The sequence below is a fragment of the Pseudomonas sp. S3_A03 genome, from assembly GCF_054668275.1.
In genome coordinates this window covers 4,865,170-4,891,484 of record NZ_CP162753.1, presented here as the reverse complement: position 1 = coordinate 4,891,484, position 26,315 = coordinate 4,865,170, and the positions used below count along the sequence as shown (strand labels likewise).

21 protein-coding genes and 4 pseudogenes are annotated in these 26,315 nt (G+C 61.5%); 17 read left to right on the top strand and 8 right to left on the bottom strand.

Going from position 1 to position 26,315, the window contains the following annotated elements; translation table 11 throughout:
• Nucleotides 1-13: 13 nt before the first annotated feature.
• A complete protein-coding gene (ribF, locus tag AB4O25_RS22345) occupies nt 14-952 on the bottom strand; it encodes a bifunctional riboflavin kinase/FAD synthetase (RefSeq protein ID WP_017529882.1) in 939 nt (312 codons plus the stop codon).
• A gap of 119 nt (nt 953-1,071) precedes the next feature.
• Nucleotides 1,072-2,610 (bottom strand): murein biosynthesis integral membrane protein MurJ, encoded by a 1,539-nt coding sequence (gene murJ / locus AB4O25_RS22340; RefSeq protein WP_065877323.1) that lies wholly within the window; start codon nt 2,608-2,610, stop codon nt 1,072-1,074.
• 253 nt (nt 2,611-2,863) lie between these two features.
• Between murJ and rpsT the strand changes: the two genes are divergently transcribed.
• On the top strand, nt 2,864-3,142 hold the full coding sequence (gene rpsT / locus AB4O25_RS22335) for a 30S ribosomal protein S20 (RefSeq protein ID WP_016976313.1): 279 nt from the start codon (nt 2,864-2,866) through the stop codon (nt 3,140-3,142).
• 182 nt (nt 3,143-3,324) lie between these two features.
• On the opposite strand, the gene AB4O25_RS22330 is transcribed toward rpsT, so the two are convergent.
• Nucleotides 3,325-3,810: an FKBP-type peptidyl-prolyl cis-trans isomerase gene (locus tag AB4O25_RS22330; RefSeq protein ID WP_003171645.1), complete on the bottom strand. Its 486-nt coding sequence runs from the start codon at nt 3,808-3,810 to the stop codon at nt 3,325-3,327.
• Between AB4O25_RS22330 and AB4O25_RS22325 the strand changes: the two genes are divergently transcribed.
• The 3 genes from AB4O25_RS22325 to AB4O25_RS22315 all read left to right on the top strand — a co-directional run bounded on the left by AB4O25_RS22325 (nt 3,809) and on the right by AB4O25_RS22315 (nt 7,175).
• Complete coding sequence (locus tag AB4O25_RS22325; RefSeq protein ID WP_065877324.1) at nt 3,809-4,096, top strand: DUF3565 domain-containing protein; 288 nt, start codon at nt 3,809-3,811, stop codon at nt 4,094-4,096. The genes AB4O25_RS22330 and AB4O25_RS22325 overlap by 2 nt on opposite strands.
• A 79-nt stretch (nt 4,097-4,175) precedes the next feature.
• Nucleotides 4,176-6,275 (top strand): phosphate acetyltransferase, encoded by a 2,100-nt coding sequence (gene pta / locus AB4O25_RS22320; protein WP_017529885.1) that lies wholly within the window; start codon nt 4,176-4,178, stop codon nt 6,273-6,275.
• Nucleotides 6,276-7,175 (top strand): acyltransferase, encoded by a 900-nt coding sequence (locus AB4O25_RS22315; RefSeq protein WP_017529886.1) that lies wholly within the window; start codon nt 6,276-6,278, stop codon nt 7,173-7,175.
• Between the two features lie 50 nt (nt 7,176-7,225).
• Here AB4O25_RS22315 and cysN read toward each other — a convergent pair whose 3' ends face one another.
• From cysN to AB4O25_RS22300, 3 genes are all read right to left on the bottom strand, one after another.
• Nucleotides 7,226-9,124: a sulfate adenylyltransferase subunit CysN gene (cysN, locus tag AB4O25_RS22310; protein ID WP_017529887.1), complete on the bottom strand. Its 1,899-nt coding sequence runs from the start codon at nt 9,122-9,124 to the stop codon at nt 7,226-7,228.
• Between the two features lie 9 nt (nt 9,125-9,133).
• The gene (gene cysD, locus AB4O25_RS22305; RefSeq protein ID WP_017529888.1) at nt 9,134-10,051 is read right to left on the bottom strand and encodes a sulfate adenylyltransferase subunit CysD; all 918 of its coding nucleotides are present in this window, start codon (nt 10,049-10,051) and stop codon (nt 9,134-9,136) included.
• A 156-nt stretch (nt 10,052-10,207) separates the two neighbouring features.
• Complete coding sequence (locus tag AB4O25_RS22300; protein WP_017529889.1) at nt 10,208-10,966, bottom strand: Nif3-like dinuclear metal center hexameric protein; 759 nt, start codon at nt 10,964-10,966, stop codon at nt 10,208-10,210.
• 103 nt (nt 10,967-11,069) lie between these two features.
• Here AB4O25_RS22300 and algW point away from each other — a divergent pair, with 103 nt between their 5' ends.
• Together algW and AB4O25_RS22290 are read left to right on the top strand one after the other, a co-directional pair.
• Entirely contained in the window at nt 11,070-12,224 is a 1,155-nt protein-coding gene (algW, locus tag AB4O25_RS22295; protein ID WP_017529890.1) for a Do family serine endopeptidase AlgW, read from the top strand.
• A gap of 112 nt (nt 12,225-12,336) precedes the next feature.
• On the top strand, nt 12,337-14,430 hold the full coding sequence (locus AB4O25_RS22290; RefSeq protein WP_460149984.1) for a TonB-dependent siderophore receptor: 2,094 nt from the start codon (nt 12,337-12,339) through the stop codon (nt 14,428-14,430).
• A 62-nt stretch (nt 14,431-14,492) separates the two neighbouring features.
• On the opposite strand, the pseudogene hemH reads toward AB4O25_RS22290, so the two are convergent.
• Together hemH and AB4O25_RS22280 are read right to left on the bottom strand one after the other, a co-directional pair.
• Nucleotides 14,493-15,517: pseudogene (hemH, locus tag AB4O25_RS22285) on the bottom strand (ferrochelatase).
• A 14-nt stretch (nt 15,518-15,531) separates the two neighbouring features.
• A complete protein-coding gene (locus AB4O25_RS22280) occupies nt 15,532-16,431 on the bottom strand; it encodes a TIGR01777 family oxidoreductase (RefSeq protein ID WP_017529893.1) in 900 nt (299 codons plus the stop codon).
• Nucleotides 16,432-16,653: 222 nt separating this feature from the next.
• Between AB4O25_RS22280 and AB4O25_RS22275 the strand changes: the two are divergent.
• From AB4O25_RS22275 to AB4O25_RS22225, 11 genes and pseudogenes are all read left to right on the top strand, one after another.
• A pseudogene (locus AB4O25_RS22275) lies at nt 16,654-17,639 on the top strand (NAD(P)/FAD-dependent oxidoreductase).
• Entirely contained in the window at nt 17,636-17,851 is a 216-nt protein-coding gene (locus AB4O25_RS22270) for a TIGR02450 family Trp-rich protein (protein WP_017529895.1), read from the top strand. The pseudogene AB4O25_RS22275 and the gene AB4O25_RS22270 overlap by 4 nt, the downstream one beginning before the upstream one ends.
• Nucleotides 17,852-17,963: 112 nt before the next feature.
• Nucleotides 17,964-18,924 (top strand): annotated as a pseudogene (locus tag AB4O25_RS22265) (YbgA family protein).
• Nucleotides 18,925-18,927: 3 nt separating this feature from the next.
• Nucleotides 18,928-19,857 (top strand): MerR family transcriptional regulator, encoded by a 930-nt coding sequence (locus tag AB4O25_RS22260; protein ID WP_065877328.1) that lies wholly within the window; start codon nt 18,928-18,930, stop codon nt 19,855-19,857.
• On the top strand, nt 19,858-21,300 hold the full coding sequence (phrB, locus tag AB4O25_RS22255) for a deoxyribodipyrimidine photo-lyase (RefSeq protein WP_017529898.1): 1,443 nt from the start codon (nt 19,858-19,860) through the stop codon (nt 21,298-21,300).
• A pseudogene (locus tag AB4O25_RS22250) lies at nt 21,293-21,714 on the top strand (nuclear transport factor 2 family protein). Before phrB ends, AB4O25_RS22250 begins: the two are co-directional and overlap by 8 nt.
• Nucleotides 21,711-22,493, top strand: coding sequence for an SDR family NAD(P)-dependent oxidoreductase (locus tag AB4O25_RS22245; RefSeq protein ID WP_017529900.1), 783 nt, complete (start codon nt 21,711-21,713; stop codon nt 22,491-22,493). Before AB4O25_RS22250 ends, AB4O25_RS22245 begins: the two are co-directional and overlap by 4 nt.
• A complete protein-coding gene (locus AB4O25_RS22240; protein ID WP_068935958.1) occupies nt 22,490-23,737 on the top strand; it encodes an NAD(P)/FAD-dependent oxidoreductase in 1,248 nt (415 codons plus the stop codon). Before AB4O25_RS22245 ends, AB4O25_RS22240 begins: the two co-directional genes overlap by 4 nt.
• Nucleotides 23,734-24,543 (top strand): DUF1365 domain-containing protein, encoded by an 810-nt coding sequence (locus AB4O25_RS22235; RefSeq protein WP_460149983.1) that lies wholly within the window; start codon nt 23,734-23,736, stop codon nt 24,541-24,543. Before AB4O25_RS22240 ends, AB4O25_RS22235 begins: the two co-directional genes overlap by 4 nt.
• Nucleotides 24,530-25,801 carry an SAM-dependent methyltransferase gene (locus AB4O25_RS22230; RefSeq protein WP_137219986.1) on the top strand — a complete coding sequence of 424 codons (1,272 nt, stop codon included), beginning with the start codon at nt 24,530-24,532 and terminating at the stop codon, nt 25,799-25,801. Before AB4O25_RS22235 ends, AB4O25_RS22230 begins: the two co-directional genes overlap by 14 nt.
• On the top strand, nt 25,794-26,273 hold the full coding sequence (locus tag AB4O25_RS22225) for a DUF2878 domain-containing protein (protein ID WP_017529904.1): 480 nt from the start codon (nt 25,794-25,796) through the stop codon (nt 26,271-26,273). Before AB4O25_RS22230 ends, AB4O25_RS22225 begins: the two co-directional genes overlap by 8 nt.
• The last annotated feature ends 42 nt before the right edge of the window (nt 26,274-26,315 follow it).

The window sequence follows — 26,315 nt, the reverse complement described above, 5'->3', positions numbered from 1 at the left end:
TAAGGCTCTTCGGTTAGCGATGGGCGCTAGGTGCGGCTAGTGCACGGGCGGCGGCGACATCCGCATTGATCGCCGTTTTCAACGCCTCAAGGGAGGCGAAACGCTGCTCTTCACGCAGCTTCTGGTGGAAAACCACCGTCAAACGCCGGTCATATAAATCACCGGCAAAATCCAAAAGGTGAACTTCCAGGTGGGCCTTGCCATCACCTGCAACCGTTGGCCTGACGCCTATATTGGCGACTCCCGGCCACGATTGGCCGTCGATGTCGACGCTCACCAGGTAAACCCCGGTCAACGGCACTCGACGGCGCTTGAGTTGCACGTTGGCGGTAGGCGTGCCTAATTGGCGCGCCAACTTCTGGCCGTGCAACACCCGCCCGGCAATGCGGAACGGGCGACCGAGCAATCGCTCGGCCAAGGCGAAGTCGGCAGCGGCCAGGGCGTTACGCACCTGTGTACTGCTCACGCGCAGGCCGTCCAGTTCGACGGTTTGCGCGGCCTCGACGGTAAAACCCTGCTCTACGCCAGCGTGTTGCAGGAAATCGAAATCGCCGACGCGGTCGCAACCAAAACGGAAGTCGTCACCGACCTCCAGGTGTTGTACGCCCAAGCCATCCACCAGGATGCGATCGACGAATTCGGCGGCGCTGAGGCTTTGCAAGCGCTGGTTGAAAGCCAGGCAGAGAACGCGGTCCACGCCTTCTTCAGCCAGCAGTTGCAGCTTGTCCCGCAAGCGGGCCAGGCGGGCCGGAGCCGTTTCTGGGGTAAAGAACTCCCGCGGCTGTGGCTCAAAAATCACCACGCAGCTGGGTACGCCCAACTCGACGGCGCGCTCGCGCAGCCGGGCCAGGATAGCCTGGTGGCCACGGTGAACACCGTCAAAGTTGCCAATAGTGGCGACGCAGCCCCGATGCTCGGGGCGCAGGTTGTGGAGACCTCGAACCAGCTGCATAACGCGCTTCTTGCTCATAAAGTGGTCGATTATAACCACACCCGGCCCCGGACGACAGGCAACAGCGCAGGCCAAATGGGTCGAATCGATAAAACTGCCGTTTTATCGCGGCAAACTCTCTAACTCAGGGACTTGCGATTGAAATCCCGCAAACGGAAACCCTGCAGCAGCAACATGCCGAAGTACACCACCACGCCAGCGACGACCAGCACGCCCAGGCGCATGAAGCGCTCCAGCATATGGCCTTCGCTCCAGGCGGGCATCACGTGCATCAGCCCGAGCAGCACCGCCGACATCATTGCCACCGCCACCAGCAGCTTGAGCGCAAACAGGCCCCAACCCGGTTGCGGCTGGAACATCTGCTGTTTGCGCAGTTGGTAAAACAAAAGGCCAGCGTTGATGCACGCACCGGCGCTGATCGCCAGGGCCAGGCCGGCGTGGGCCAGCGGGCCGATAAACACCAGGTTCAGCAGTTGGGTGACGATCAAGGTGAAGATCGCGATTTTTACCGGCGTACGGATGTTCTGCTGCGCATAAAACCCCGGTGCCAGCACTTTGATCACGATGATGCCCAGCAGGCCCACGGAATAGGCGACCAGCGCGTGCTGCGTCATTAACGCGTCATGGGCATCGAATTGCCCGTATTGGAACAGCGCCACCGTCAGCGGCTCGGCGAGGATGCCCAGGGCCAGGGCGCAGGGCAACACCAGGACGAAGCACAGGCGCAGCCCCCAATCGAGGATGCGCGAGTATTCCTGGCGGTCCTTGCTCGCGTAGGTACGCGCCAGGGTTGGCAGCAGAATGGTACCGAGGGCCACGCCGAGCACGCCGGAGGGCAGTTCCATCAGGCGGTCGGCGTAGTACATCCACGACACAGAGCCCGACACCAGCAACGAAGCGAACGCAGTGTTAATGATCAGGGAGATCTGGCTGACCGACACGCCGAGGATCGCCGGCAGCATATTGCGCATGACGCGCCACACGCCGGTGTCCTTGAGGTTCAAACGCGGCAACACCAGCATGCCGATCTTTTTCAGGTGCGGCAGCTGGTACAACAATTGCGCCAGGCCACCGGCCAGCACGGCCCAGCCCAGGGCCATCACCGGCGGCTCGAAGTACGGCGTGAGGAACAACGCGAAGACGATCATGCTGACGTTAAGCAGGGTCGGTACGAATGCCGGCACCGAGAAACGGTTCCAGGTATTGAGGATCGCCCCGGCCAGGGACGACAGGGAGATCAGCAATATATAAGGAAAGGTCACTCGCAGCAGGTCGGTGGTCAGCGCGAATTTTTCCGGGGTATTGGCAAAGCCGGGGGCCGTGGCCCAGATGACCCAGGGCGCCGCAAGCATGCCGATGAGCGTCACCAGCATCAACACCAGGGTCAGCAGGCCCGAGACGTAGGCAATAAAGGTTCGGGTCGCCTCCTCGCCCTGCTGGGTTTTGTATTCCGCCAGGATCGGTACAAATGCCTGGGAAAAGGCCCCCTCGGCGAAGATCCGCCGCAGCAGGTTGGGCAATTTAAAGGCAATAAAGAACGCATCCGTGGCCATACTGGCGCCAAAAATACGCGCCAGCAGGGTGTCACGCACAAACCCTAAAACCCGGGAGATCATCGTGATAGAGCTGACGGCGGCCAACGATTTGAGCAGATTCATTGAAAGAGTTTGCGCCTATGGATAAAGAGCAGGCGAACAAAGCGCCTACTTATGCGATACTGCGCGCCTGCAACAGCACAGAGCCAAAGCTCGCGAGTTTACAGGTCAAGCGCCGGAAATAAATCACCCGCCTCTTCAGATCGACCACTCAGCAGTTCGCATCAGCCGCCCTTGACAACCCGTCAAGTCATCGGCATGATTCGCGGCCTATTTTGTTTGCTATTTCCTAAAAAGTCTTTCGAGGAGCTCGACGGTGGCCAACACACCTTCCGCCAAAAAACGTGCAAAACAGGCTGAGAAGCGTCGCAGCCACAACGCCAGCCTGCGTTCCATGGTTCGTACCTACATCAAGAATGTAGTTAAAGCCATCGACACCAAAGACGCTGAAAAAGCTCAAGCAGCTTACGTTCTGGCTGTGCCTGTTATCGACCGTATGGCCGATAAAGGCATCATCCACAAGAACAAGGCCGCTCGTCATAAGAGCCGCCTGAATGGCCACATCAAGGCTCTGAGCGTTGCTGCCGCAGCCTAAGTGGTAACAACTGCAACGCAGCCCAGGTTGCGAAACAGTTAAGAAATGCCCCGTACCGAAAGGTCCGGGGCATTTTTGTTTTCTGAAGTGCGCCTTCCACATTTGGAACGCGGTGAATTTCAGATAAAAAAACGCCCCGAACAGGTCGGGGCGTTTTGGCTACCGCTTGATCAAAACATCAATCAATGGTGATGACCGCCTTCACCGTGGACGTGACCATGGGCCACTTCTTCCTGGGAGGCGTCGCGGATGGCAACGATCTTCACCTGGAAGTTCAGGCGCTGACCCGCCAGCGGGTGGTTGCCATCAACGGTCACGTCGTCGCCGTCCAGATCACGGATGGTCACGATCTGCATTTGGCCATCCGGCGCGGAAGCGTGGAACTGCATGCCCACTTCCAGTTCGTCGACGCCTTCGAACATGCTGCGGCTCAGGGTGCTGACCAGTTCGGCGGAATATTCGCCATACGCATCTTCAGGTTCTACGGCAACGGTCAGTTCATCACCAACTGCCTTGCCTTCCAGAGCCTTTTCCAGGCCTGGGATGATGTTACCTGCGCCTTGCAGGTAGACCAGCGGCGCGCCGCCGGCTGAGCTGTCGATGACCTCACCAGCGTCGTTGGTCAGGGTATAGTCGATGGAGACAGCCTTGTTAGCGGCGATCGTCATGGGGCGAGACCTTTTGCATAAGAATGAAGAACGGACAAGTCTAAACAAGGATTTGCCCGAAAGCGAACGGAACCCGGACAGACGGGGCCGACAAACGGTCACTGTCTGTGGTTTTCATCAGGACGAAGACGGGCACTGGGTGGCCGAGCTGTCCTGCGGCCACACCCAGCACCTGCGCCACCAGCCGCCATGGCAGTCGCGCGCCTGGGTGCTCGACCCCGCACAACGTCTGGAAAAAATAGGCCAGCCCTTTGCCTGCGGCTGGTGTACGCAAGCGCGTGAATAACGATAACCTTGGCGCCTGATTCCCGGTAGGCACTCAGCCATAGAGCGCCGCCGAAGCCATGCACCTCCAGAGAATTCGCATGCAGACTTTTTTTATCGCGCCCACCGATTTTGGTGTGGGCCTGACCTCCATCAGCCTTGGGCTGGTGCGTACCCTTGAGCGAGCCGGGCTTAAAGTCGGCTTTTTCAAGCCGATTGCCCAACCGCACCCAGGCGATACCGGCCCTGAGCGCTCCACCGAACTGGTGGCACGCACCCACGGCCTCAAACCGCCGCCCCCGCTGGGCCTGCCCCATGTCGAGCGGATGCTCGGCGACGGCCAGCTCGACGAGTTGCTCGAAGAAATCATCACGCTGTATCAGCAGGCGGCCGTGGGCAAAGACGTGCTGATCGTCGAAGGCATGGTGCCCACGCGCAGCGCCAGTTATGCGGCGCGGGTCAACCTGCACTTGGCCAAGAGCCTGGATGCCGAGGTGATCCTGGTATCGGCGCCGGAAAACGAAGTGCTCACCGAACTCTCCGGCCGCGTGGAATTGCAGGCACAACTGTTCGGCGGCCCAAAAGACCCGAAAGTACTCGGCGTCATCCTGAACAAGGTGCGCACCGACGAGAGCATGGAAGCGTTCTCGGCGCGCCTTAAAGAACATTCGCCGCTGTTGCGCAGCGGTGATTTCCGCCTGCTTGGCTGCATTCCTTATCAGCCCGAACTCAACGCGCCGCGCACCCGCGACGTGGCCGACCTGATGGGCGCACAGATCCTCAATGCCGGCGACTATGAAACCCGGCGCATGACCAAGATCATTATTTGCGCGCGCACCATGCGTAACACCGTGGAACTGCTCAAGCCCGGCGTGCTGGTGGTAACGCCCGGCGACCGTGACGACATCATCCTCGCCGTCAGCCTGGCCGCGATCAACGGCGTGCCCTTGGCCGGCCTGCTGTTGACCAGCGATACCCTGCCCGACCCGCGCATCATGGAGCTGTGCCGCGGCGCGTTCCAGGCCGGGTTGCCGGTGCTGTCGGTGAGTACCGGCTCCTACGAGACCGCCAACCTGCTTAACAACCTGAACAAGGAAATCCCCATCGATGACCGCGAGCGGGCCGAGATCATCACCGATTTCGTCGCCAGCCACCTCGATGCGCGCTGGCTGCACCAGCGTTGCGGCACGCCACGGGAAATGCGCCTGTCGCCGGCGGTGTTCCGCTACCAACTGATCCAGCGAGCCCAGGCCGCCAACAAACGCATCGTGTTGCCCGAAGGCAGCGAACCGCTGACCGTGCAGGCGGCCGCCATCTGTCAGGCCCGTGGCATTGCCCGTTGCGTGCTGCTGGCCAAGCCTGCGGATGTGGAAGCGGTGGCCCGCGCCCAAGGCATCGAATTGCCCGAAGGGCTGGAGATCCTTGACCCGGACCTGATCCGCCAGCGCTATGTCGAGCCAATGGTGGCGCTGCGCAAGAGCAAGAGCCTCAACGCGCCGATGGCCGAGCAGCAACTGGAAGACACCGTGGTGATCGCCACCATGATGCTCGCGCTGGATGAAGTCGACGGCCTGGTCTCCGGCGTCATTCACTCCACCGCGAATACCATCCGCCCCGCCCTGCAACTGATCAAGACCGCGCCGGGCTGTACGCTGGTGTCGTCGGTGTTCTTCATGCTGTTCCCCGAGCAGGTGCTGGTGTATGGCGACTGCGTGATGAACCCGCACCCAAGCGCCGCCGAACTGGCAGAAATCGCCCTGCAAAGCGCCGACTCGGCGGCCGCGTTCGGCATCACCCCGCGCGTGGCGATGATCAGCTATTCCAGCGGCGATTCCGCCAGCGGCGAGGAAGTGGAGAAGGTTCGCGAAGCCACCCTGCTCGCCCATGAACAGCAAAGCTCTCTGCTGATCGACGGCCCGCTGCAATACGACGCCGCCGCCAACGAAAACGTGGCACGGCAGTTGGCCCCCAATAGCCAGGTCGCCGGCAAGGCCACGGTGTTTGTGTTCCCCGACCTGAACACCGGCAATACCACCCACAAAGCGGTGCAACGCAGCGCCGATTGCGTGAGTCTGGGGCCGATGCTCCAAGGCCTGCGCAAACCGGTCAACGACCTGCCGCGCGGCGCCCAAGTGGATGACATCGTGTACACCATCGCGCTGACTGCGATCCAAGCCGCCAACCGACCTATGGATATCTAAATGCTGGCTTTTCTACCTGCCGCCATGCGCGGGGTGATCGCATCACTGCTGTTGGCGCTGAACACGATCCTGCTGTGTTCGTTCCTGTTTATCGTCGCGCTGTTCAAGGCACTGCCGTTTGCCAAGCGTTTCAGCGAATGGCTGATGAACCACACTCACGAAGCCTGGGTCACCAACAACAAAGGCTGGATGAACCTGGTGCAACGCACGCGCTGGCACCTCAAAGGGCTTGAGGGCCTGGACTATCAGCACTCGTACCTGGTGACCAGCAACCACCAGAGCTGGGTCGACATCATGGTGCTGCAATACGTGCTCAACCGCCGCATTCGCCCGCTCAAGTTCTTTCTCAAGCAAGAGCTGATCTGGGTGCCGGTGATTGGCCTGGCGTGGTGGGCGCTGGGCTTTCCGTTCATGAAGCGCTACACCAAGGCCTACCTGGAGAAACACCCGGAGAAGAAAGGCAAGGACCTGGAAACCACCCGCAAGACCTGCGCGAAATTTCGCGACAACCCGGTGGGCATTTTCAACTTTGCCGAGGGCACACGGTTTACGCCGGGCAAACATGCGCAGCAGAACTCACCGTTTCGCTATTTGCTCAAGCCCAAGGCTGGCGGTATCGCGTTTGTGCTGGATGCCATGGGGGAACAGCTCAAATCACTGGTCAACGTGACCATCCACTACCCTCCCGGGCGCCCAGGCTACTGGGATTTGCTGTGCGGTAAGGTGAAGGACGTGGTGGTGCAGTTTGAAGAAGTGCCGATCCCGGCCGAGTTCATTGGCAAGAATTATGAGCAGGATGCCGAGTACAGGCTGGCGTTCCAGGGCTGGATCAACCGGCTGTGGGAAGAGAAGGATCAGTTGCTGGACAAGCTGCACACCGATTACCCAGACAAAAAATGATCAAAATGTGGGAGGGGCTTGCTCCCTCCCACATTTGACCGCGGCGAGTGTTAGATCGCGCCGCGCTGACGCAACAGCTCCAGCACTTGCTTGACGCTCTCTTCCAGCGACAGGGCCTGGGTGTCGATTACCAGATCGGCGTTCAACGGCACGTCGTAAGGGAAGGATTCGCCAGGGATGTTATCCCCGCCCGCAGCGTACAAACCTTGCGGATCACGCTCGGCACACACCAGCGGCGACGCCTGCACGTACACGGTCAACAGGCGATCGGCGCCAATCAGCGACTTGGCCTGTTCACGGCCTTCGGCATCCGGGGCGACAAACGCGGCCAGCGTCAACAGGCCGGCTTCGTTGAACTGGCGCGCAACGTGGGCGGCACGACGCCAGTTCTCGGTACGCCCGGCACGGTCATGCGGCAAGCCCTTGTTCAGGTCATGACGCAGGTTCTGGCCATCCAGTACGAACACGGCACGACCCATGTCGAACAGCTTGCGCTCAACCGCATAGGCCAGGGTGCTCTTGCCGGCGCCCGACAGGCCGCTGAACAACACGGTGGCCGGCTGCTGGCCGAAGCGCAGGGCGCGCTCCTCGGTGGCTACATGGGCCAACTTGCCGTGCTGCGCCGCGCTGCCGTGAGTGACCGGCGGTGCGATGATCATGCCGGCGGCCACGGTGCCGTTGGTCAAGCGGTCGATGACGATAAACGCGCCGGTGGTGCGGTTGCTGTCATAACCGTCCAGGGCGATGGCTGCGTCGAGGCTGACCTTGACCCGGCCAATCTCGTTCAATTGCAGCGAACTCGCAGGGCCTTCGGCCAGGGTGTTCACGTCCACGCGGTGCACGATGCTGGTGATGGAGCCCGGCACGTAGCTGGTGGCACGCTTGATGTCATATTTCTTGCCCGGCAGCATCGGTTCTTCGGCCATCCACACCAGCATGGCGTCGAAGGCGTCGGCCACTTGCGGCACGTTGTCGGCATGCACCAGCAGGTCGCCACGGGAGATGTCGATCTCGTCTTCCATGGTCAGGGTCACGGCCTGGCCTGGGCCGGCATGCTCCAGTTCACCGTCGAAGGTGACAATGGATTTGACGCGGCTGCTCTTGCCCGACGGCAGCACCACGACTTCGTCGCCCTTGTGCACGATGCCGCTGGCCAGGGTGCCGGCGAAACCACGGAAGTTCAGGTTCGGACGGTTGACGTACTGCACCGGGAAACGCAGGTCGGTGTAGTTGCGGTCGTTGGCGATCTCGACGGTTTCGAGGATCTCCATCAGCGACTGGCCGGTGTACCAAGGCGAGCGCTCGCTCTTGTTCACCACGTTGTCACCCTTGAGCGCCGACATCGGCACAAAGGCCATGGTGCTCGGCTTGAACGCGATACCGTCGGCAAACTTCAGGTAATCGGCCTTGATGGCCTCAAATACGCTTTGGTCAAAGCCATTGATGTCCATCTTGTTGACGGCGATCACGATGTGCTTGATACCCAGCAACGAGGCGATATAGCTGTGGCGACGGGTCTGGGTCTGCACGCCGTAGCGGGCGTCGATGAGGATGATCGCCAGGTCACAGGTAGACGCGCCAGTGGCCATGTTGCGGGTGTACTGCTCATGGCCTGGGGTGTCGGCGATGATGAATTTGCGCTTGGCGGTGGAGAAGTAGCGGTAAGCGACATCGATGGTGATGCCCTGCTCACGCTCAGCCTGCAAGCCGTCGACCAGCAACGCCAGGTCGATGTCATCGCCGGTGGTGCCGGACTTCTTCGAATCGCGGGTAATGGCTTCCAGGTGATCTTCGTAGATCATCTTGGAGTCGTGCAGCAGGCGCCCGATCAGGGTGCTCTTGCCGTCGTCGACGTTGCCGCAGGTCAGGAAGCGCAACATCTCTTTGCGCTCGTGCTGGCCCAGGTAGGCGAGGATGTCCTCGCTGATCAAATCAGATTGATGCGACATGACAGCCCCTTAGAAATAACCTTGACGTTTTTTATCTTCCATTGAGCCTGCGCCATCGTGGTCGATGACCCGGCCCTGGCGCTCGGAAGTTCGCGTCAGGAGCATTTCCTGGATGATGTCCGTCAGCGTCTCGGCTTCGGACTCCACCGCGCCCGTCAACGGGTAGCAGCCAAGGGTACGGAAACGTACTTTCTTTTTGACGATGCGGGCTTTGTCTTCGTCGGACAGGTGCTCGAGGATGCGGTCGTCGTCGATCATGATCAACGTGCCGTTCTTCTCGATCACGTCACGCTCGGCGGCGAAATACAGCGGAACGATCGGGATGCCTTCGAGGTAGATGTATTGCCAGATGTCCAGCTCGGTCCAGTTGGACAGCGGGAACACGCGAATCGACTCGCCCTTGTTGACGTTGCCGTTATAAACGTTCCACAGCTCCGGGCGCTGGTTCTTCGGGTCCCAGCGGTGCTTGCTGTCGCGGAACGAGTACACGCGCTCTTTGGCGCGGGATTTCTCTTCATCGCGACGGGCACCGCCGAACGCGGCATCGAAACCATGCTTGTCCAACGCCTGCTTGAGGCCTTCGGTCTTCATGATATCGGTGTGCTTGGCGCTGCCGTGGGTGAACGGGTTGATGCCCTGCGCAACACCATCCGGGTTGACGTGGGTGATCAGGTCCAGGCCAAGCTCCTCGACCATCTTGTCGCGGAACCTGTACATCTCCTGGAATTTCCAGCGGGTGTCGACGTGCATCACGGGGAACGGCAGTTTGCCCGGGAAGAAGGCCTTGCGTGCCAGATGCAGCATCACGGCGGAGTCTTTACCGATCGAGTAGAGCATCACCGGGTTGTCGAACTCGGCGGCGACCTCGCGGATGATGTGGATGCTTTCCGCCTCCAGCTGTTTCAGATGCGTCAGTTTGTCGACCATGGCTACTCACGGAAAAACGATCTTATGGACGGCCAGCGGGCCGTGTTCGAGCGGGGCATGCTAGCACAGCACCTTCTTCTATTCAGGGCGCCGGCTAGATCGAAACGGTATATGAATATGCCCCCGAGTTTGGGCTTCCTGCGGGAGCTGTGTGGCTTAGATCGGATTCGGGCAATCGATAAACAAATGCTCCAGGGCGAAGCGCCGGGCCAGGTAGTCGCCCAGTGCCTGCACGCCGTAGCGCTCGGTGGCGTGATGGCCGGCAGCGATGAAGCTGATGTCGTTTTCGCGCGCGCTGTGGAAGGTTTGCTCGCTGGCTTCGCCACTGAGGAACAGGTCGACACCGGCGGCAATTGCGTCATCGATATAACCCTGGCCACCACCGGTGCACCAGCCGACGCGGCGGATCATCTCGCTGCCTTCGATCAGCAGCGGCTCGCGGCCCATGACCTCCTGCACGCGGCGCGCAAAATCGCGCGGCGACAGGGGTTCGGCGAGGGAGCCGACCAGGCCGACGACCTTGGGGTTGCCAGGGTCCAGCGGGCCTTCGACGGTGATGTCCAATTGGCGGGCCAGTTGCACGTTGTTGCCGACATCCGGGTGCAGGTCCAGAGGCAGGTGGTAGGCCAGTAGACTGATATCGTGCTTGAGCAAGGTTTTCAGGCGACGCTGCTTCATACCGGTGATGCAGGGGTTTTCGCCTTTCCAGAAATAACCGTGGTGCACCAGGATCAAATCGGCCTGGGCCTCGACGGCGGCGTCCAGCAGGGCCTGGCTGGCGGTCACGCCGCTGACGATGCGCATCACCTGCGGGCGACCTTCGACCTGCAGGCCATTGGGGCAATAATCAGCAATTTTTGCGCTGGCGAGGTAGCGGTCCGCTTCCTCGACGAGGGTGGTAAGAGGGACGGCCATAAAAGACTCCTAAATATCCGGTTCCGAGGTGCTCGCAGCCTCGTATAATGCGCGACATTATGGGCGCTCTCCCGCCCCCCTGCAACCTGTCAGGACTTACTTGATGCTCAAGGCACTGCGTTTTTTTGGATGGCCATTGTTGGCTGGCGTGCTGATCGCGATGCTGATTATTCAGCGTTTCCCACAGTGGGTGGGCTTACCAAGCCTTGACGTAAACCTGCAGCAGGCACCGCAGACCAGCGCGGTGGTGCAAGGCCCGGTGACCTACGCGGATGCGGTGGTCATTGCCGCGCCGGCCGTGGTTAACCTGTACACCACCAAAGTCATCAACAAACCGGCGCACCCGCTGTTTGAAGACCCGCAGTTCCGCCGCTATTTCGGCGACAACGGGCCCAAGCAGCGTCGAATGGAATCCAGCCTGGGTTCCGGGGTGATCATGAGCCCCGAAGGCTACATCCTCACCAACAACCACGTGACCACCGGCGCCGACCAGATTGTGGTGGCCCTGCGTGACGGCCGCGAGACCTTGGCCCGCGTGGTCGGCAGCGACCCGGAAACCGACCTGGCGGTGCTGAAGATAGACCTCAAGAGCCTGCCGGCCATCACCCTGGGCCGCTCCGATGGCCTGCGGGTGGGCGACGTGGCGCTGGCCATCGGCAACCCTTTCGGCGTGGGCCAGACCGTGACCATGGGCATCATCAGCGCCACCGGGCGCAATCAGTTGGGGCTTAACAGCTACGAAGACTTCATCCAGACCGACGCCGCGATCAACCCGGGCAACTCCGGCGGCGCGCTGGTGGATGCCAACGGCAACCTGACCGGCATCAACACGGCAATCTTCTCCAAATCCGGCGGTTCCCAGGGCATCGGTTTTGCGATCCCGGTGAAGCTGGCGATGGAGGTGATGAAGTCGATCATCGAGCACGGCCAGGTGATTCGCGGCTGGCTGGGCATTGAAGTGCAACCGCTGACCAAGGAACTGGCCGAGTCATTTGGCCTGACCGGGCGCCCTGGCATCGTGGTCGCCGGGATCTTCCGCGACGGCCCGGCGCAAAAAGCCGGTTTGCAACTGGGGGATGTGATCCTCAGCATCAACGGCGAACCGGCCGGCGATGGGCGCAAGTCGATGAACCAGGTGGCGCGGATCAAACCCACCGACAAAGTTGCGATCCTGGTGATGCGCAACGGTAAAGAGATCAAATTGGCGGCCGAAATCGGTCTGCGTCCGCCGCCCGCCCCGGTCAAAGAAGAAGAATAAGCCGTTGCGCACAGGTGCCCGTTCGCGGGCATCTGTGCGCTGACATTTAAAAGCGATTCAGTCTCATATGGCATGTTATATTGTTTCAATATCGACATTGGAACGCTCTATCATGCCGTCTCGAAAAATCGCTCCCCTGGCCGGCCTGGCCTTGGGTTTACTGCTGGACCCCGCCTTCGCCGAAGAAAACACCCTGGAACTCGATACCATCAGCGTCACGTCTGATGCCTATGAGTCCGCCACCGGCCCGGTCGATGGCTACCGGGCCACCCGTTCGACCAGCGCGACAAAAACCGACACGGCCCTGCGCGACATCCCACAGTCCATCAGCGTAATTCCCGCTACGGTGCTCAAGGACCTAGGCACTACCAATGTGGAACGCGCTCTGGAATTTGCCGGTGGTGTGTCCAAGCAAAACAACTTCGGCGGCCTCACGCTCTACGAATACAGCGTGCGCGGTTTCACTACGTCGGAGTTCTATCAGGACGGTTTCAGCGCCAACCGTGGCTACCCGAGCACACCGGATGTGGCCAACATCGAACGCATCGAAGTGCTCAAAGGTCCCGCTGCCAGTTTGTACGGGCGCGGCGATCCGGGCGGCACGGTCAATATCGTCACCAAAAAGCCCCAGCCGCAAGCCTTCACCACCCTGCAAACCAGTGCCGGCAGCTGGGACCGCTATCGCACCGCCCTGGACGTCAACACTCCGCTGGACGCCGAAGGCAATCTGCTGTCACGGGTCAATCTGGCCGTGGAAGACAACAACAGCTTCCGTGATCACGTCGAAAGCAAGCGCGTGTTCGTCGCGCCTTCATTCAGTTGGCAACTGAGCCCGGACACCAGCTTGCTGGTAGAAAGCGAATTCGTGCGCCACAGCTCCACCTTCGATCGCGGCATCGTCGACGCACCCGGGGTATCACGCTCCACTTTCCTCGGCGAACCCAACGACGGCGACATCGACAACCACAACAATCGCATCCAGGCCACCCTGGAACATCACCTCAACGATGCCTGGAAACTGCGCCTGGCCAGCCACTACAAACAGGGCAGCCTGTGGGGCGACGCGTCGGAAAACCGGGCCCTGAACGCCGACGGCCACACCCTCAACCGGCGCTACCGCGAGCGCTCCATGGGCTGGCACGACAGCATCACTCAGTTGGAACTGCGCGGCCTGTTCGACATCGGCAGTTGGCAGCATGAACTGCTGGTGGGCACCGAATACGAGGACTACCGCAAGAACGAACGCGTTACCGCTATCGCGGGCAGCTACCCCATCGACCTCTACAACCCGGTCTACGGCCAGCCAAAACCCAACGGCACACGCTCCGGTACCGACTTCTTTGAGCAGACCAAAAGCCACGCGCTCAACCTGCAAGACCAGATCGTCTTTACCGACCGCCTGCGCGGCATGATTGGCGCGCGCTTTGAGCATTTCGAGCAAACCGTCGACGACTTCACCCGTAACGCCCCACCCAGCCGGCAAACCCACGACGCGCTCACCCAGCGCGCCGGCCTGCTTTACCAGCTCACGCCCGAAATCGGCGTGTTTGCCAACGCCTCGACCTCGTTCAAGCCCAACAGTGGCCTGGACGCCACCGGCAATACCTTCAAGCCTGAGGAAGGCGTGGGTTATGAAGTGGGGGTCAAGGGCGAATTGTTCGACGACCGCCTCAGCGCCACACTCGCCGCGTTCCATATCGAGAAGGAAAACGTGCTGGCCCTGGACCCGTCCACCAACCTCAACCGCGCCATGGGCAAGGCCCGTAGCCAAGGTTTCGACCTGCAACTGACCGGGCAAGTGACCGATGCCGTGCGAGTGATCGGCGCCTTCGCCTACATCGACGCCGAAGTGACCAAGGGTGACAAAACCATTCCAACGGGCAGCCGCATTCTTGGCGTGGCCAAGCGCAGCGGCAGCCTGTTGGGCGTGTATGAGTTCCGGGATGGCGCATTGCGCGGCTCAGACCTGGGCGCGGCGTTCACCTACGTGGGCGACCGCTCCGGCGAGGCCGGGGGCAGCTTCGAACTGCCCGCCTACCACACCGTGGATTTACTGGCTCATTACAAAGCCACTGACAACGTGACCGTGGGCCTGAACCTCAACAACCTGTTTGACGAGAAGTACTACGAGCGGTCCTACAGCAACTACTGGGTCAACCCCGGTGAACCGCGCAATTTAACGGTTAGCCTGACCCTAAAGCTCTAACACAAATCAAACATGTGGGAGGGAGCAAGCCCCTCCCACATTTGGATCTGCGCCAGGTTCAATTACAGGGAAAGAGGTGCTCTTTCACACAGCGTATTGAGCGCCGCCGCCCACTGCGGGTCATCATTCAAACACGGCACCAACACCAACTCCTCCCCCCGGCCTCGCGGAACTGCTCCCGCCCGCGATCGCCGATCTCTTCCAGGGTCTCGATGCAATCGGCCACAAACGCCGGGCACATCACCAGCAGCTTTTTCACGCCTTGCCGGGCCAGTGCATCCAGGCGCGCCTCGGTGTAGGGTTCGATCCACTTCGCACGGCCCAGGCGCGATTGGAACGCCACCGACCATTTGCCGTCAGGCAAGCCCAAGCGCTCGGCAACGTCGCGAGCAACGCTGAAGCATTGCGCCCGATAGCAGGTGGCGAGCACCTCGGCAGAGGCGTTTTTGCAGCAGTCGGCGTCCTTGAAACAATGCTGGCCGGTGGGGTCGAGCTTGGTGAGATGACGCTCGGGCAAGCCGTGGAAACTCAACAGCAAATGATCGTAGTCCTGCTCGACATAAGACCGTGCGCTCGCCGCCAGGGCATCCAGGTATTCCGGCTGATCGTAGAACGGCTGCAGGATCGAGAATTGCACATTGAGTTTTTTGTCCTGCACCACGCGGCGCGCCTCTTCGATCACCGTGGTGACGGTGCTGTCGGCAAATTGTGGGTACAGCGGCGCCAGGGTGACGTTCTGAATACCCTGGGCGGCCAGACGGGTGAGGGTCGTTTCCAGGGACGGCTCGCCGTAGCGCATCGCCAACTCCACGGGCCCCTGGGTCCACTGGGCGGTCATCTGCTGTTGCAGGCGGCGGCTGAGCACTACCAGCGGCGAGCCTTCATCCCACCAGATCGACGCATAGGCATGGGCCGACTGCTCGGGGCGCTTGATCAGGATCAGCGACACCAGCAAGCGCCGCACCGGCCACGGCAGGTCGATCACGTAAGGGTCCATCAGGAACTGATTGAGGTAGCTGCGCACATCGGCCACCGAAGTGGAGGCCGGTGAACCCAGGTTGACCAGTAACAACGCGTGATCCGTCATGCAACATCCTATGGCTAGAGGCGGCTGGACAGGTCGTCCAGAGCCGCGCGCAACTCAGTGAACTGAAAAGTGAAACCGGTGGCCAGCAAGCGTTCGGGCACCGCCTTCTGCCCGCCCAGCAACAAGCCGGACAACTCCCCCAAGCCAACCTTCAAGGCAAACGCCGGCATCGGCATGAATGCAGGGCGATGCAACACCTGGCCCAGGGTCTTGGCGAACTCGCGGTTACGCACCGGGTGCGGCGCGCACGCATTATAAGGACCGCTGGCGTCATCCTTGTGCAGAAGAAAATCAATCAGGGCGATTTGATCCTTGATATGCACCCATGGCATCCACTGCCGCCCATTGCCGATAGGCCCGCCCAGCGCCAGTTTGAAGGGCAGCAGCAACCGCGACAAAAAGCCGCCCTCGGCCGCCAGCACCAGGCCGGTGCGCACCAGCACCACACGAATACCCAGGGCTTCGGCGCGTTGGGCGGTTTCTTCCCAGGCGATGCACAGCTGACTGGGAAAATCGTCCAGTACCGGGCCGCCGGCCTCGGTCAATTCACGTTCGCCACCGTCGCCGTACCAACCCACCGCCGAGCCGGACACCAACACCGCCGGTCTTTGCGCAAGGCGCTCCAGCCACGCCAGCAGGGTTTCAGTGAGCCCGATACGGCTACTCCACAACAACGCCTTGCGCTTGTGGGTCCAGGGGCGGTCGGCGATGGGCGCGCCGGCCAGGTTGACCACCGCATCCACGACGCCGATCACCTCTTCCAGGCGCGCAACCCCCAACACCTGCGCACCGCACAAGGCGGCAACGCGTTCAGGTTGACGGCTCCATACGGTCAGGCGATGCCCCTGGGCCAGCCAGTGTCGGCAGAGTTGGCGGCCGATCAAACCCGTACCGCCGGTCAGCAAAATATGCATGGGATCTTCCTCATGTAACGTTCGCCGCCCGTCATTGGTCTATTTTATAAGCAGGGATCAACTTAATCGGGCGCGGCCTTTGTTTAGGCATCAGGTTTAAGTCTTAGCTTAACCATAGGTCACGCCACACGTTCAGGCACGCCAAAACTTATACCAAAAAACGAGATTGTACAGCTATTGGTGTCGGCGTAGTCTGTACCCAACGGTAAAACGAGGCCTCCCATGACTGTCCCCATCGCGATCATCGGTACCGGCATAGCCGGTCTCTCCGCCGCCCGAGCGCTTAAAGACGCCGGGCATGTCGTACAACTCTTCGATAAAAGCCGCGGCAGTGGTGGCCGCATGTCCAGCAAGCGCAGCGATGCCGGCGCACTGGACATGGGCGCCCAATATTTCACCGCCCGCGACCGGCGCTTCGTCAACGAGGTGCAACGCTGGCAGAGCAACGGCTGGGCCGAGCAGTGGAAACCGCAGCTATACAATTTCAAGTCCGGCCAGCTCACGCCCTCCCTGATGAGCAGATCCGCTGGGTCGGCACGCCGCGCATGAGCGCCATTACCCGCGCCTTGCTCGACGACCTGCCCGTGGAGTTCGGCTGTCGCATCACCGAGGTGTTCCAGGGCGCACAACATTGGAACCTGCTCGACGCCGACGGCGGCAACCATGGCCCCTTCAGCCATGTGGTCATCGCCACACCGGCACCCCAGGCCACCACTCTGCTGGCTGCAGCGCCCAAACTGGCGAGCGCCGCCGCCGGGGTAAAAATGGACCCGACCTGGGCCATTGCGCTGGCCTTCGACAAGCCGCTGGACACGCCGATGGAAGGCTGTTTCGTACAAGACAGCCCCCTCGACTGGCTGGCGCGCAACCGCAGTAAACCGGGGCGTGACAGCACCCTCGACACCTGGGTGCTGCACGCCACCAGCGCCTGGAGCAAAGCGCACCTGGACCTGCCCAAGGAAGCCGTGATCGAGCACCTGCACGGCGCCTTCGCCGAGCTGCTGCACAGCGCCATGCCCGCGCCGTCGTTCAGCATGGCGCACCGCTGGCTCTACGCCCGACCGTCCGGCGCCCACGAGTTTGGCGTGCTGGCCGATGCCGACCTCGGCCTATACGTGTGTGGTGACTGGTGCCTCTCCGGCCGCGTGGAAGGCGCCTGGCTCAGCGGCCAGGAAGCCGCCCGACGCTTGACGGAACACCTGCAATGAACCGCATCAACCCGGCAAAACTGCTGCTGTCGAAGTGGACGGCAGCCCGCCCCTTGCGCAAGGAAAAACACTTTCTGGTCACCGAGTTGTTTCGCGATGAGGAAGGCACCGTGCTGGAAATCGAGCTGCAAGCCGTCCTCACCCGCCGCGGCGAACGCCTGCCGTGGCAAACGCTGCAGAACGCCGACACGTGGAAAATGGGGTGGAAATAGCCTCAACGCACAAACCTGTACAAATAATTTGACTTGTACAGCTTCAAACCTATGATAAGACCTAGTTGTACAGCGACTTTAGTTTGTACAGGAATCTTGCAGAGGTTTGCTTATGTCCACTCCCGCGAAACCGAAGATCGGCATCAGCGCCTGCCTTTTGGGCGAGAACGTGCGTTTCAACGGCGGACACAAACAATCCCTGCTGTGCAGCCAGACCCTGGCTGACTATTTCGACTTTGTGCCGCTGTGCCCTGGAAGTCGCCATCGGCCTGGGTATCCCTCGCGAGACCATTCGCCTGGTGGGCGACGCCGCCAACCCACAGGCCGTGGGCACCGTGCACCGCGAGCTCAACGTGACCCAGCCGCTGGATGAATACGGTCAGCAAATGGCGCGCGAACACACCGACCTGTGCGGCTACATCTTTATGCAAAAGTCGCCGTCCTGTGGCTTGGAACGGGTCAAGGTTTACCGCGACAACGGCGCGCCGGTGGACGGCGGTGGGCGCGGCATCTACGCCCAGGCGTTCTGTGCCCGGCACCCCCACCTGCCGGTCGAAGAGGATGGCAGGCTGAATGACCCGGTATTGCGGGAAAACTTCCTGACACGCGTCTTCGTCTACGCCAGTTGGCAACGCTTGCTGGCCGAGGGCCTGACCCGTCATCGCCTGCTCGCATTCCACTCGCGTTACAAATACCTGCTGATGGCCCACAGCCCGGCGCATTACAAAAGCCTCGGCCACCTGCTGGGCAGCATGGACAAACACATCGACCTTAAAGCACTGGCCACCGGCTACTTTGGCGAATTGATGGCCGGGTTGAAAAAGTGCGCCACCCGCGGCACCCACACCAATGTGCTGCACCACATCAGCGGTCATCTCAAACAGGTGATCAGCGCCGACGATAAACAGGAAATGCAGGCGCTCATTGGCCAATACCGCCACGGCATCGTGCCACTGGTGGTGCCGCTGACCCTGCTCAAGCATCACTTTCGCCAACACCCGGACCGTTACATCGCGCAGCAGGCCTACCTGCAACCGCACCCGGAAAATCTCAGCCTGCGTAATGCGATCTAGACCATGAAAGCCGCCTTGCAAGACGAACCCGGCGAAGACATCGCCCAAGCCCTCCAGGACGGCTGGTTGCCGATCCGTGAAGTGGCGCGCCAGACCGGCGTCAACGCCGTGACCCTGCGCGCGTGGGAACGCCGCTATGGCCTGATCGTGCCCCAGCGTACGCCCAAGGGTCATCGGTTGTTCAGTGCCGAGCACGTGCAACGCATCCACGCCATCCTGACCTGGCTCAATCGTGGCGTGCCGGTCAGCCAGGTGAAACACCTGATCGACTCCGCCCAAACCAGCCCCGACGCGGTCGAAAATGAATGGCATGCCCTGCGCCAGACTCTGGTGCAGGCCATCGGCGAACTGGCCGAACGCCGGGTCGACGACGCCTTTAACCAGGCCATGGCGCTGTATCCGCCGCGCACCCTATGCGAACAATTGCTGTTGCCGCTGATCAACGAACTGGAGCAGCGCTGGCAAGGCCAGTTCGGCGCACAGATGGAACGGGTGTTTTTCCTGTCCTGGCTGCGCAGCAAATTCGGCGCGCGCATCTACCACAACAACCGTCAGCTACAGGGCCCGCCGCTGCTGCTGGTCAACCAGTCCGACCTGCCGCTGGAGCCACACCTGTGGCTCAGCGCCTGGCTGGCCAGCAGCGCCGACTGCCCGGTGGAAGTGTTCGATTGGCCGCTGCCCGCCGGCGAATTGGCCCTGGCGGCGGAGCATCTGCAACCGCGTGCGGTGCTGCTGTATTCAAGCAAGGCCCTGCACCTGCCCACGCTGCACAAACTGCTGGGCGGCGTCAGTTGCCCAACGTTGATCGTCGGGCCGACCGTGTGTATCCACCAGGCCGAGTTGGCCGTGCTGACCCGTGACAACCCAACACTGTCCGTCGCCGAAGACCCCTTGTCGGCCCACCAGTTGTTGCTCCAGCGTGGACTCCTGTAAATGCACCTGATCTGGCTGCGCACCGACCTGCGCCTTCACGACAACACCGCCCTGGCCACCGCGAGCCAGCGCGGCCCGGTTGCGGCCGTGTACCTGATCACGCCCGAGCAATGGCTGGCCCATGACGATGCGCCGTGCAAAGTGGACTTCTGGCTGCGCAACCTGCAGCACATGAGCCGGGCCCTGGGCGAGTTGAACATTCCCCTGCTGATCCGCAGCGCCGCCACCTGGGACCAGGCGCCCGGCGTACTCAGCGCACTGTGCCGGGAGCTGTCGGTAAAGTCGGTACACGTCAACGAGGAATATGGCATCCATGAAAGCCGCCGCGATGCGGCAGTGGCCCAGCAATTGGAAGCCTGCGGCGTGACCTTCCACAGTTACCTGGACCAATTGTTTTTCCAACCGGGCAGTGTGCTGACCAAGACCGGCACTTATTTCCAGGTGTTCAGCCAGTTCCGCAAGGTCTGCTACGCGCGCCTGCACAGCGCCTTGCCGCCTATCATCGCGACGCCGAAAGCCCAGCCGAAACTCGACCTCGCCAGCGACCCGGTTCCGACAACCGTCGACGGCTTCGAGCCGCCGAGCGCCACCCTGCGCGCGCTGTGGCCCGCAGGCGAGGACGAAGCCCGTCGCCGCCTCGACGCCTTTGCCGACCAACAGATCAGCTACTACAAAGACGAACGCGACTATCCCGCCAAGCCCGGCACCAGCCAACTATCGGCGTACCTCGCCGCCGGCGTGGTTTCGCCGCGCCAGTGCCTGCATGCGGCATTGCAAAGCAACAGGGGCGAGTTCGAGAGCGGTGACATCGGCACCATTACCTGGATCAACGAGCTGCTCTGGCGCGAGTTCTACAAGCACATTCTGGTGGGCTACCCACGGGTCTCGCGCCACCGCGCATTCCGCCCCGAGACCGAAGCCGTGGCCTGGCGACAGGCGCCCAAGGACCTCGCCGCCTGGCAAGAAGCGCGCACCGGCCTGCCGATCATCGACGCAGCCATGCGCCAGCTATTGGAAACCGGCTGGATGCACAATCGCCTGCGCATGGTAGTGGCGATGTTCCTGACCAAGAACCTGTTGATCGACTGGCGTGAAGGCGAGCGCTTTTTTATGCGCCACCTGATCGACGGCGATCTGGCGGCCAACAACGGTGGCTGGCAATGGAGTTCGTCCACCGGCACCGATTCGGCGCCTTACTTCCGGATTTTCAGCCCCTTGAGCCAGTCGGAAAAATTCGACAGCGAAGGCCTGTTCATCAAGCACTGGCTGCCGGAGCTGGCCGCATTGAATAAAAAGGAAGTCCATAACCCCGAGGCCGCCGGCGGTCTGTTTGGCGTGGCGGATTACCCACGCGCCATCGTCGACTTGAAAAAATCCCGCGAGCGCGCCTTGGCCGCTTTCCGCAGCCTGCCTTCACGCCAGGAGGTGGCCGAGCATGAGTGATTTCCTGCGCCGCTTCGCCCACACCTTCGCCACGCTGGACAAGCACAACCTGCACCTGCTCGACAGCTTGTACAGCAAGGACGTCGCCTTCACCGACCCGCTGCATGAGGTCCACGGCCTGACGGCGCTGCACCGTTACTTCGAAACGCTGTACAGCAACGTCAGCCAGCTGCGCTTCGATTTTCATGGCTTCGATCAGGTGGCCGAGGGCGAAGGCTACCTGCGCTGGAACATGAGTTTTGCCACCCGCGCCTGGCCAAGGGCCAAGTCATACGGGTGGAGGGTTGCTCGCACCTGATGTGGCGCGACAAGGTTTACCGCCATCGCGACTATTTCGATGCCGGCGCCATGCTGTACGAACACCTGCCCGTGCTGGGCAGAGTCGTCAGTTGGCTGAAAAGGAGAGTGGGATGAACGCTGTATCACCCCGTCGTTATTGGCTGACCGGCGCCAGCAGTGGCATTGGCGCCGCATTGGCCGTGGAACTGCTCGACAGCGGCGCCCATGTGGCCTTGAGCTCACGCAGCAAAGCGCCGTTGGACGCCCTGGCGCAACGTTACCCTGGCCAAGTGTTGGTAGTGGCCGGCGACCTGACCAACAGCCAGACCGTGCGCGAAATCGGCGAACGGATCGCCGCGGACTGGGGCTCGCTGGATACGGTGATTCTCAATGCCGGCACCTGTGAATATGTCGACGCGCGGCAGTTCGATGCATCCATCATCGAACACGTGGTGCGCACCAACCTGCTGGCCAGCAGTTACTGCATCGAAGCGGCCCTGCCGTTGTTGCGCGCCGGGGTTACCCCGCACCTGGTAGGCGTCGCCAGCGCCGTGACGTACCTGCCGATGCCTCGCGCCGAAGCCTACGGCGCGTCCAAAGCCGGCCTGCGTTACCTGTTCGAATCCCTGCGCATCAGCCTGTCGCCGGAAAACATCGACGTCACGGTGATCAGCCCAGGCTTTGTCGACACCCCGCTGACCGAGCGCAACGACTTCCCCATGCCCCTGAGCTGGCCGGCCGACAAAGCCGCTCGGCATATCTTCGCCAAGCTGGAAAAACGCCCGCTGGAAATCGCCTTCCCGGCGTTGTTTATCGCCACGCTGTGGCCGCTGTCGAAACTGCCCAACCGCGCGCAACTGATCATCGGTAAACGCATGCTGCGCAGCCCGCCACCGAAAAAGGACAACCCGTGAAAATCGCCATTATCGGCAGCGGCATTGCCGGGCTGACCAGCGCCTACCTGCTCAGCCGGCGGCATGACATTACCGTGTTCGAAGCGGGCGACCGCATCGGCGGGCATACCCACACGGTCAATGTCACGGTGGAAGGCAAAAGCTACGCGGTGGACACCGGTTTTATCGTGTTCAACGACTGGACCTACCCCAACTTCATTCGCCTGTTGGGGCAAATCGGGGTGACGTTCAAACCTACCGAGATGAGCTTTTCGGTGTGCGATGAAAGCACGCGGTTCGAGTACAACGGCAACAACCTCAATAGCCTGTTCGCGCAGCGGCGCAATCTCTTGTCGCCGGGCTTCTGGGGCATGTTGCGCGATATTCTGCGCTTCAACCGCGAGGCGCCGCGAGACTTGCAAGAGCAGCGCATCAGCGCCGAGATGACCTTGGGCGATTACCTTGCCGCCGGCGGCTACGGCGAGCGCTTTGTGCGGCATTACATCGTGCCGATGGGCGCGGCGATCTGGTCGATGTCCCTGGCCGACATGCTGGGCTTTCCCTTGCAGTTTTTCGTCCGCTTCTTCAAGAACCACGGTTTGCTCTCGGTCAACAATCGCCCGCAGTGGTGCGTGATCGAAGGCGGCTCCTCCTGCTATATCGAACCGTTGACCCGCAGCTTTCGCGAGCAGGTACGCCTCAATTGCCCGGTACACCGGGTTGAGCGCAACGCAGACGGGGTGATTATCCACAGCGCGGCCGGCACCGAGGCGTACGACAACGTGGTGTTCGCCTGTCACAGCGACCAGGCACTGGCGTTGCTCGGCGACCCAAGCCAGGCCGAGCAGGAGATCCTCGGTGCCCTGCCCTACGCTGACAACGACGTGGTGCTGCACACCGATACACGCCTGTTGCCCGACCGCAAACTGGCATGGGCCAGCTGGAACTACCGGCTGAGCGGCCCTGCCCAGGCCCAGGCGGCCGTGACCTATGACATGAACATCCTGCAAGGCATCGACAGCGCCACGACCTTTTGCGTGAGCCTGAACCAGACAGCCATGATCAACCCGTTGAAGATCCTTGCGCGCTACACCTATGCCCACCCGCAATACAGCCTGGCGGCGGTGGCCGCGCAAAACCGCTGGGAAGAACTGGCGGGCGCGCAAAACACCTTTTATTGCGGCGCCTATTGGGCCAATGGTTTCCATGAAGACGGCGTGGTCAGCGCCTTGCGCGTAGCCCGAGCCTTTGGAGAGGCCCTGTGAACAGTGCCTTGTACAGCGGCTGGATCGCCCATCGCCGGTTTGCGCCCAGGGCCCACGCCTTTCGCTACCGCATCGGCCTGCTGTACCTGGATCTAAGCGAAGAAGAGCACGTACTTGGGCTATCGCCCCTGGCCGGACGCAGCCTGTTCGCGCCTTTTGGCTTTCGCCAGCAGGATTACCTGCGTGAATTGACGCGCCACGGCATGAGTTTGAGCGATGCCGTGCGCCAGGAAGTCGGCAATGCCCTTGGGCATGCGCCCCAGGGCGTTATCTGCCTGCTGACCCAGGCCCGCAGTTGGGGCCTGGCTTTTAACCCAGTGAGTTTCTTCTATTGCTTCGAGGCCGATGGGCAATTGGCCGCGATCCTCTGTGAAGTGACCAACACCCCATGGCGCGAGCGCTACCACTACGTGCTGCCGGCCCAAGCCCTGGGCGCGGATGAACACCAGCATTTCGCCGTGGCCAAGGCCTTTCATGTGTCGCCGTTTTTACCGCGCGACCTGGAATACCGCATGAGCTTCAGCCCACCCGCTGGCCGGCTCGGCGTGCACATGGCCGACTGGCAGGGCGAGCTGAAAATCTTCGACGCCACCCTGAGCCTGCAAAAACACACACTGAACCGCGCCAGCCTGCATCGCTACTTGTGGCGTTTTCCGTGGATGACCGCCAAGACCTGCCTGGCGATTTATTGGCAGGCGCTGCGCCTGCTGCTCAAACGCACACCGATTTTTCCCCACCGGGCCGCCGATGGCGCCTCTCGCACAGCCGTCGGTTACACCAAGGATCGCCGCCATGAAACCCCCTAGCTTATCGGTCAAGGCCAACCGCCTGAACGTCAACGGCATGACTACCGCGCTGCTGCGCAAGGGTGTGCTGCGTCAACTCAACCAATTGCGCCACGGCCAACTGGTGGTGATTGAAGACGGCGAACGGCAAATATTCGGCGCACGGGAAGCGCATTTGCTGGGAGAGATCCAGATCCTCGACCCGGCCGTGTGGGGCCTGGTGGCAGCCAACGGTTCCATTGGCGCCGGCGAAGCGTTTATCCATGGGTACTGGACCAGCCCGGACCTGACCGCCGTGGTGCGCGTGATGGTCAGCAACCTGGACGTACTCGACGCAATGGAAGGTGGCCTGGCGCGCCTGGCTCGGCCATTGACCCAAGGCCTGCACTGGTTGAACCGCAATACACGCAAGGGCTCGCAGAAAAACATCGCCGCCCACTACGACCTGGGCAATGACCTGTTCGAAGAGTTTCTCGACCCGACCATGATGTATTCGGCGGCGCAATTCTTGAGCGCCGACGACACGCTGGAACAAGCGCAACTGAACAAACTGGAGCGCATCTGCCAGAAACTCGCGCTCAAACCCACCGACCACTTGCTGGAAATCGGCACCGGTTGGGGCAGCATGGCGCTATATGCGGCGCAGCATTACGGCTGCAAGGTCACCACCACGACGCTGTCCAAGGAGCAATTCGCCTACACCGAACGGCGCATCGAAGCCTTGGGCTTGCACGGCCAGGTCACGCTGTTGCTGCAGGACTATCGCGACCTGACCGGCCAGTACGACAAGCTGGTGTCCATCGAGATGATCGAAGCGGTGGGCCATCGCTTTCTGCCGACCTACTTCAAACAATGCGCGCATCTGCTCAGGAACGACGGCTTGATGCTGCTGCAAGCCATCACCATCCGCGACCAGCGGTTCGAGCAGGCCAAGAACAGCGTCGACTTTATCCAGCGCTACATCTTCCCCGGTGGCGCGCTGCCGAGCGTGCAGAACATGCTGCATATCGTCAGCCGTGACACCGATATGAACCTGCTGCACATGGAAGATTTCGGCCTGCATTACGCGCGAACCCTGCGCCTGTGGCGTGAGAACTTTCGCCGCGCCCACGGCCGCCTCGCGGAACTGGGCTATGACGAGTACTTCCTGCGGCTGTGGGAGTTTTACCTGTGCTACTGCGAAGGCGGCTTTATGGAGCGCACCATCGGCACCGCGCAATTGCTGTTGGCCAAGCCCTCGGCGATCAACCCGCCGCTGCTGGGACGCTTCGATGCTTAAAAACCTGGCCAATGCCGTGCTGTTCCAGTGCGGCTGGTTTGCCTGTGTGCTCGGCGGTGACAGCCTGTGGCTGCTGGTGGGGGTGGCGGCGCTGGTCATTCACCTGTTGTGGATAAGTTCGGCCGCCGAGGATGGCGTGTTGATTATCAGCGTCACGCTGGCAGGCACGCTGCTGGACACGCTGCTACGTAGCCTGGGCGTGTTCCACTTCAGCGAACCGGGGCCATTGATTCCGTTTTGGCTGATGTTGCTGTGGGCGTTGCTGGCGACCACGTTGCATCATTGCCTGGCCTGGAGCGCTCGGCCCTGGTGGCGCGCCGCCCTGCTCGGCGCGATGGGGGGGCCGTTGTCCTACTACGCCGGGAGCCAGCTGGCAGGCGTGCAGTTCGGTTTCGGCCTGGGGCCGACGATGGCCGGGTTGGCCGTCATCTGGGCCTGGGTTTTCGTCGGGCTACACCGGCTGGCGCGCTGACGTCCGTCAGAGCATTCATACGCACAGCATCGGCTTGCCTTA